This window comes from Streptomyces sp. SID11385 (genome assembly GCF_010548245.1).
Classification (GTDB): domain Bacteria; phylum Actinomycetota; class Actinomycetes; order Streptomycetales; family Streptomycetaceae; genus Streptomyces.
Window position 1 is genome coordinate 1 of record NZ_JAAGLR010000582.1, and the last position, 663, is coordinate 663.

Below are 663 nucleotides of genomic sequence, written 5' to 3' on the forward strand. Positions count from 1 at the left end.
CGCCACGAGGCCCGCGACGTACCGGCGCCGCGCGACGTACCCGACGCACCCGCCCCCGTCGACACACCGGCCGCACGCGACGTCGCCCCGCACGACGGCGCACGTGACGCCGCGTACGCCGCCCCCGCGACGCCCCCCGCCCCCCGCGACGTCGCCCCGTACACCACGCCTCGCGACGTCGCGGCGAACGGCATCCCCCGCGTCCCCGACACTCCCGCCCTCCCCCTCGCCGACCTCGTCAGCGGCCCCGAGAGCCTCCTCCGCGCCGTACGCCGCCTCCTGCGCGGCATGGTCGCGGTCGGCACGCTGGACGACGCGCTCGCGCTCGTCCGTACGCACCCCGCGCTCATCGCGGTCACCGCCGAGGGCGACGTCCTCGGCGCGCATCTCGCGCAGGGCGGTTCCGCCGGGGCGCCGAGCCTGATCGAGGTGCAGGCGTCCGTGGACGAGGCGTCCGCCGAGTTGGAGGAGCTGGCGGTACGGTGCGCCGCGCTCGCCGAGGCGCAGGAGGACGCCGCGGCACGTCGCGCGGAGGCCGCGGCGGTCCTGGAGGAGCTGGAGCGTGAGCGCCGTACCGCGGACCGCGAGAAGTCAGCCGTCGCGCAGCGGCTCGGTGCGCTCGCCGGGCAGGCGAAGGGCGCCGCGGGCGAGGCGGAGCGCTCC

Annotated in this window: 1 pseudogene; it reads left to right on the plus strand. The window is 78.7% G+C overall.

The annotated features are described in order from the left end of the window. A pseudogene (locus tag G3I42_RS17630) lies at positions 1-663 on the plus strand (chromosome segregation protein SMC); the annotation flags it as partial.